This is a genomic window from Paracoccus sp. SM22M-07 (assembly GCF_001887735.1).
Lineage (GTDB): Bacteria > Pseudomonadota > Alphaproteobacteria > Rhodobacterales > Rhodobacteraceae > Paracoccus.
In genome coordinates this window covers 20,944-28,100 of sequence record NZ_JPKW01000020.1, presented here as the reverse complement: position 1 = coordinate 28,100, position 7,157 = coordinate 20,944, and the positions used below count along the sequence as shown (strand labels likewise).

Annotated in this window: 7 protein-coding genes; 1 reads left to right on the top strand and 6 read right to left on the bottom strand. The window is 57.9% G+C overall.

The annotated features are described in order from the left end of the window. A partial coding sequence (gene hemA / locus IE00_RS18060; RefSeq protein ID WP_072298582.1) for a 5-aminolevulinate synthase occupies nucleotides 1–944 on the bottom strand: 944 nt, incomplete at its 3' end. Nucleotides 945–1,267: 323 nt separating this feature from the next. Here hemA and IE00_RS18055 point away from each other — a divergent pair. Further along, nucleotides 1,268–2,644 (top strand): PLP-dependent aminotransferase family protein, encoded by a 1,377-nt coding sequence (locus tag IE00_RS18055; RefSeq protein WP_072298581.1) that lies wholly within the window; start codon nucleotides 1,268–1,270, stop codon nucleotides 2,642–2,644. A 131-nt stretch (nucleotides 2,645–2,775) separates the two neighbouring features. Here the strand turns inward: IE00_RS18055 and IE00_RS18050 are convergent, their stop codons facing one another. From IE00_RS18050 to IE00_RS18030, 5 genes are all read right to left on the bottom strand, one after another. Continuing rightward, the gene (locus tag IE00_RS18050) at nucleotides 2,776–3,333 is read right to left on the bottom strand and encodes a hypothetical protein (protein WP_240494002.1); all 558 of its coding nucleotides are present in this window, start codon (nucleotides 3,331–3,333) and stop codon (nucleotides 2,776–2,778) included. Between the two features lie 9 nt (nucleotides 3,334–3,342). Continuing rightward, nucleotides 3,343–4,194, bottom strand: coding sequence for a TniQ family protein (locus IE00_RS18045; protein ID WP_256374831.1), 852 nt, complete (start codon nucleotides 4,192–4,194; stop codon nucleotides 3,343–3,345). Continuing rightward, nucleotides 4,131–5,027, bottom strand: a complete 897-nt coding sequence (locus tag IE00_RS18040) for a TniB family NTP-binding protein (protein ID WP_240493999.1) — start codon at nucleotides 5,025–5,027, stop codon at nucleotides 4,131–4,133. The genes IE00_RS18045 and IE00_RS18040 overlap by 64 nt, the downstream gene beginning before the upstream one ends. Further along, entirely contained in the window at nucleotides 5,014–6,648 is a 1,635-nt protein-coding gene (locus tag IE00_RS18035) for a Mu transposase C-terminal domain-containing protein (protein WP_139291524.1), read from the bottom strand. The genes IE00_RS18040 and IE00_RS18035 overlap by 14 nt, the downstream gene beginning before the upstream one ends. 303 nt (nucleotides 6,649–6,951) lie before the next feature. Further along, nucleotides 6,952–7,149 carry a heavy-metal-associated domain-containing protein gene (locus IE00_RS18030; protein ID WP_072298578.1) on the bottom strand — a complete coding sequence of 66 codons (198 nt, stop codon included), beginning with the start codon at nucleotides 7,147–7,149 and terminating at the stop codon, nucleotides 6,952–6,954. Nucleotides 7,150–7,157 lie beyond the last annotated feature (8 nt).

The window sequence follows — 7,157 nt, the reverse complement described above, 5'->3', positions numbered from 1 at the left end:
ATGGATCGCAGGACCCTTGCATTGGTGGCTTGCCGGAAACGCTGTTCCGGATGTGCCCTCACCTGCCTGACAGAGGCCAGTGCGCCCGCAGCCAGATGTGGGCAAAGCGATGTGGTGAAGATGAAACTGTCAGCCATGCTGCGGATCGCATCGATCAGGGCCACGGGGCCGCTGACATAGCCGCCCATCACGCCGAATGCCTTGGCCAAGGTGCCTTCTATCACGCTGAGACGATGTGACAGTCCTTCGCGTTCGGCGATGCCACCGCCGGATCTGCCGTAAAGGCCGACCGCATGAACTTCGTCCAGAAAGGTCAAGGCGCCATGCTTATCCGCAACGTCACAAATACGCGCGATCGGCGCGATGTCACCGTCCATGCTGTAGACGCTTTCGAAAGCCACGATCTTGGGGCGCGCGGGGTCGATGCTGGCCATCAACTGATCAAGATGGTCAACGTCGTTGTGGCGAAAGATGAACCGTTCTGCCCCGGACCTGCGGATCCCCTCGATCATGGAATTGTGGTTCTGCGCGTCGGAAAAAATGGCGCAGTCGGGAAGGACGCGCCCCAGGGTTCCCAATGCCGCAAGATTGCTGATCCAGCCCGATGTGAAGACCAAGGCGGCTTCCTTGCCGTGCAGTTCGGCCAGTTCCGCCTCGAGGGCGACGTGCTGGCAACTCGTGCCGGAAATATTCCGCGTCCCTCCCGCTCCTGCACCAGAGAGATCGATGGCATCGTGCATGGCCGCCAAAGCGTCGGGATGTTGACCCATGCCAAGGTAGTCGTTGCTGCACCAGACGGTCACCGTCTGCGTCGTGCCATCAGGCCGATGCCATATCGCAGAGGGAAAGGCGCCTGCGATACGCTCAAGCTCGATGAACGTCCGATAGCGACCTTCGAGCTTCATCTGGTTCAGAAAATTCTGGAACGCTTCAGTGTAGTCCATGACAGGACCCTCGTGACATTGATCGGATGGCTGAGGGATTGCTTCGAATCCTCGGCATTTATGTATGGCTATAGTCCATACAATGCAAGGGTAATTTCAATACGATTGGCCGGTCGACACTTTTGGCAAGAGGCATCATGCGACCGGCACGTATCGATGCCAGCGCGCAATCACTTTCTTTATCTATTATATTTAATGGCAATTCCCATCATACACGGTCAAGGCGTGACGTCTGGATGGGTTAGGACTTGAACTTTTTTGTATGGCCATACATTAGCTGAAAATACCTCTTCATTTTTGGCCATCACCGCGAAAGGTTTGACATGTGGAAGCCCCGCACCATCGCTGAAGCGCCCCTGAAGTATCTCGGTATCGTAGAAGGGCTGGAGGAAGACATACGCCGCGGCATCCTGTTGCCGGGCGAACGGTTACCCGCGCAGCGTGCCATCGCCGAAGTGCTAGAGGTGGATCTGACCACAGTGACGCGGGCCTTCAACGAGGCCCGCCGCCGTGGCCTGATCGCGGCACAGGTCGGACGTGGAACTTTCGTGCGCGAGGATCCCGACCATGCGGGTACGACCTTGCCGCCGCCCCTTCTGGATCTGAGCATGAATATTCCCCCACAGCCCCTTTCCATCGATTTCCGAAAACTGCTTTCGCAAACGATGAATGCGGTCCTGTCGGGGCCCAGGGGAGGTCTCAGTCTTCATTACCAGGACAGTGCAGGCGCCCCCGCCGACCGGCAAGCTGCCGCCCAGTGGCTATCATCGCGGATGAGTGGCGCGGAAGCGGATCGCATCACCATCGCAGCTGGCGCGCAATCGGCTTTGTTCGCCCTTTGCAAGCTGTTGCTGTCGCCCGGCGACAGCCTTGCTGCCGGTGCGCTCACCTATCCCGGCCTGTTGGCCGCGGGCGCGCAATGTGGTGCCGTCATCGAACCGATCAGCATGGATCGGGACGGCCTGATGCCCGACGATCTTGATCGGCTGTGCCGAAGATCACCGCCCAAGGCTTTGTATGTCGTCCCCACGATCGACAATCCGACGGCTGTGACAATGCCCGAAACGCGCAGACAACAGATCGTCCAGATTGCCCGGCGCTACGGCGTCCAGATCATCGAGGACGATCCCTATGCGCCGCTGAAGACGGATCACGTCACCGCATTCGCCGATCTGGCCCCGGAACTGACATGGCATCTGGCGACCCTTTCCAAATGCGTGACACCGGCTTTGCGCGTGGCTTATGTCATCGCCCCTAACGCCGCCGACACCATGCGCCTGGCGTCCGTGTTGCGCGCGACGATCCTGATGGCCCCTCCGGTCCTGACGGCCGTCGCAAGCCGGTGGATCAGGGATGGCGTGGTTGGGGACATCACGCAGGCGATAAGAACGGAAAATCGCATCCGTCAAGGGCTTGCCGCGCAGGTGTTCTCGGGACACCGGTTCACGGCAGATCCCGACGGCCATCATCTCTGGCTCTCTTTACCGGATGGATGGCAGGCAGGCGACTTTGCCAAACATGCTGAAGCAGCAGGCGTTTCGATCGTTCCTGCCTCGGCTTTTGCCTTGACCTCAAGTTCAGCTCAGGCCGTGCGTCTGTCGCTCGGCATCGCCCCCGACAAGGCAGTGCTGGAAGAGGGATTGCTGCAACTCGCTGGTCTCATGGAACAAATAGCGGTCATGAAGCGTACGATCGTTTAGACATTTGCCCCTACGGTTTGCGGGTGCGGCTTCCTTTTAGGAATGAAAAGAAGCATTATGGACCAAGCTTGAGAAAGGATCGAACCATAAAACCGTAGGACCAAACAGCTAGTTATTGGGCAATTCGACAGTTACAAGATGGCCCGCGCGACGCGGATCAATTGAAGAAGTTCATAATCCGAGTCGTTCAACTCGACCAGCTGGCCGTTCACGACCGCATAATTTTGATCCGCACCGGGACGAGGCAGGCGGTAGAAATCCACCAATTCATCCTGTGTCAGCGCCGCCGTAGGAGCGACCGGAGCACCAACCATGCGATCAGTCACCCTGGCCATTTGATTCACCAACAGAAGTGATCTGTAATCTTGATCATCCAGCAACACGGGCATCCCGTCGATCAGCCCATAGCGCTGGCCTTCGGGTGCAGGGTCCAGATCATAGAGCATCTCGATCTCGTCGGATTGCAATAACAGCAGATCGGGGTTCGGATCGATCTCACGATCGCGGCGCAGCCATTCTTCTCGCCGTTCAATCCAAAGATCGTCATAGCGGTCATCGTCATAGGACGCCCATTCGTCATAACTTACACCGTTCTTTGCCAGACCCGGCGGCACGCAGGGTGGGTCCTTCTTGGCCAGTCCCGGTGTCGCTTTGCCCTTAAATCTGAGACATGGCGCATTGAGCGTCAAGTTTTGTCCTTAATTGCGAGACTCGGCTATCTTTGGGCCTGTGCTTCTCGCCCGTCTTTGCGCAATGTGGTCAACTGCGGCAAGCAGACGTGGCTCCTTCTCGAAAGTGCGCAAAAGAGCAACCTTTTCATAGTCGTCGATGCCGGAGCTTGAGATGGCGGCTTTGATCAGTGGACGAGATTGGGCTGCATCAATGGCAGCAAGGCAAAACAGCCTCACTTCCGGTTTGTGGCTCTGAAGAGCAAACAACGGCCCCCCGTGGCAGCCCTTAAGTGACATGGCAAAGGTGACCGCGCGCATTGCGCGCCGAAGTTGCTTGGGGCTGCGTGATCGCGCGGCGCACTCAAGCATCCCTGCCCCGCGGCGCGCTCGGTAAATCAGTTTGTCGGGTATTTGTTCGTCACCTGTTTTGCCAAGGGTCTGCACAAGTCTCGTCCCGCAAACCTGACAGTCGAATGCCCAGGCCCGCCTCCAATGCCTGAGCGAAAGGCCCTCTCGGGAGCATTGCCGACAATGCTGGAATGGCATCTGGGCCGTCAGCGATGCTTCTCGTGGCGTCATGGCCGGAAAGGTCAAAGACCGCACGACATCTGGGGCGACACGTGCAGCGCTCGCAATCTTCTCTGCCGCAGCCGCGTCGATGCTGAAGTCCAACGCGGTGCCATACGTGGTATCGATTTCGATATGAGCCAGCAGTTCGGCGTCATCACAGTAGTTGGCCGCAGCCAACCGAGACAGCCAACCTGACAACAACTCGTCTGGAAGCGGTACGACAGTCTTTGGCAGCGGTCGCGGCGTCACAGCGCAGTCTTCTCGAGCCGCCGATGAGCGTTCGCATGGCGCGACCAAACCGGCGTCCATTTTGCGATCGCGTCATCAGTGATACATTCATCGCCTGTGACAATGGCGTCGATGGCAAGATCCTTGATCAAGGCGAAGATGCGCGAGGTCACCCCGCCGGTCAGTGCAAGTATCTGCTTGAGCGACTTGACCTTCAGATTGGTTTTCTTCTCGAGGGGCATTGCCGCGATGAGCGTCTGGATCATGTCGGAGAACTCGGCATCGTCGCGCCAGTTCGGGAGGTGATGTTCATCCAACCGCCTGGCAAGCTGGATATCACCACGGATGGCATCGAGGGCCTCGCTGACGCCGAGGCAGACCAACGACACCTCGAGTTCATTGCTGAGATACCGCAGAACATTGAGAAAGCGGCGCTGTTCGCGGTGGGTCCCGGCCAAAAGGTTGTGCACCTCGTCGATCATGATCATCCGCAGGCCAAGGTCGCGCAAGAGCGCGATGACACGGACTTCGAGGGAAGCCACATTTTGAGCGCGGGCGCTCAGTGCCGTCGCCGGGGCGCCGACGGCGGCCAGGATGTGCAGGTAAAACCGCCGTTCATCAGGTGCGGGCGGCGCTTGCAACAGCAGAAGCGGTGTGCGGGTGATGCCCGACGCCGGATCGTATTCCGGTGCGTACTTGCGCGACAGGTTTCGGGCAATCATCGTCTTTCCGATCCCGGAGGCGCCATGCACAAGAAGCCCAGGCATACGGGTTTGTCGTGGTGCTTCGATCATGCCCTGCAAGCGGTCCAACACCTGTTCCGCCCGTGGAAAGCCGATCCAGATATCCGATTGAATGAGGGCGATCCGGCCGTCTTCTTCAGTTGTCCCTGCCCTCAATTCACCATCTCTCAACCTTGAACAATGGGCGCGATGTATCACCCGTATCGATCTCGCGGAGCCCTTCGGTTGACGAGACGGCCGAGCTGGTGCCCTCCAATGTCCCTTTTCTTTCACGGGACCGGCGTGCGGCCTTCGTCAGGCCACGGCTTTCGGCTTCGATCTGGCGTTGCTGTCGGATCAGCTCAGCCAGGACCAGTTCATTAGACCCTGACTTGCCAAGGGCACGGGCCTTCCTCATGGCTTCGCGATACTCCCAGAGCGACACGGGCGGAATTTCCAGGTTCCTGTACCGCGCCTCAACATATCGGCCATCTTCCAATTCGACCCAGATCATTGAGATATCGCGAGGATCGTAGCGGACTACCGCCGTTCCATCCCCGCGCCCAATGTGAGCTACAAGGGCATCCGACCAATACCGTATCTGGAACAGATGGATGCCGTCACGCCTGATCTTGCGCAGTTCGCTCGGCAGGAAGCTCACCTGAAAGGCTTCCATCTCAAAGGGGATGTCACACGTCATTTGCTCTGAGAGCGCTTCCCATTTGGCAATAGGTGTGCAGCCAAGACTTGAATGAATTTTGTTATTGTAACGGCAGATTTCCAGGGCAAACCAGCGATCGAATTCGCTCAAGGTCATCGTGGCCATGCCTTCGGCGTCATAGTCGCCCTTAGCCGCGATTGAGGATTGCGTTGTTCCCGGCAAAAGGTGAACGGCCCCCATCATCGTCCCGATCAACCGTTCGATGTGCCCCCCAAAGTGAGGACTTCCCGGCGGTCGATGGACCAGATCGATCCCCCATTCCGCACATGCCGTCCGAAAGGTATGCGACTGGAAATCGCGGCCATTGTCGACATGGATGCTCCGCGGTTTGCCTTGTGCGGGCCACGGAATATTGCACGCCAAGTCCGCCAGAAGTTCCGCCTTGGGGGCCACCGCCTGTGTCAGGCAAAGCGCCACTGACAGACGCGAAGGTGCCTCGAGAGAGGTGTAATATCCCGTTACCAACCGCGTTGCGATGTCGATCGCCAGCGTGACCCAAGGCCGGCCAATTGGTTGGCGCTCAAAACTGTCAACGAGAATGATGTCGGCAGGTGTATGGTCGATTTGCACGACCTCTAGTGGCTGACTGGCCTTATTCTCGCCTATGACGGCCGCGAATTTCTGGCGGGCTGCCTTTGCCCCCTCTCGTGCCTTGGCAACTTCGCGGGCATCCATTGCATCCAGACGACGTTGAACCGTCCGCCGTGTCGGCGGTTGCAAGCCCTGCTGCCAGCATGCGCTGCGGATCTCAATCACGACGCGCGAGAGGCTCGAACGCTCCCGGCGCAAGAAATATCGCCGAAGATGCTCTTCGATCACCGATTCAACTTTGCCGGATATCAAGATCGTCCCGGTCGGGCGGCCCCGTTTCCGCGGAGCCAGCGCGCTGGTGCGCCCACCCTCTTCTGCCAGCCGCTTTATCCAGCGCCAGACCGTCGCCCTGCTGACACCAAGCTCCCAAACGGCGTCATTGATGCCACTTTCCAGACTGCCCGTTCCTTTGAGATATGCTTGAACAAGCGGACGCAGAACGGCCGCCCTGCGCGCTTCCTCAGCACCAACTGCAACGGAGGCTTCGCCATCATCATCCATCGATACTTGCCGCACATGACTGTGAACCCTGTCGCAGGTTTAAGGGCAAAAATATCTAAATTAAAGGCAAAATCTCATATTTAAGGGCAAAGAACAGCCGTTGATTTCATTGGATTCCTCATCTCATAATTAAAGGCTACGCGACAGCAGGAATTTCGTACCGTGTGGGGAATCCCTGTCACGGCGGGTGCTCTTGCCCTGCCGGCACCAAGCGTACAGGTGGGACCTTTCTTCCGTCAGCATTCGCTGCCAGTGTCGTTCTGGGATTTCATGTGCTCGATCATGTGCGGACACCCCTTAACTTTAAGCCAAGGTGGCTGGATATCCGGCTGAGGCCAATGCCGTCTGAACGTTGTCAGGGTGAGCTCGGCTGTCCAAAGTGATCTTTCGTGACGCCATATCGAACTCTATCTGAGCCTCGGGGTCGATAGCATGGATGGTCTTTTCGACCGTTGCCTTGCAGTGGCCGCAGCTCATATTAGGAATATTGAACGTCGTCATTTGTTTCT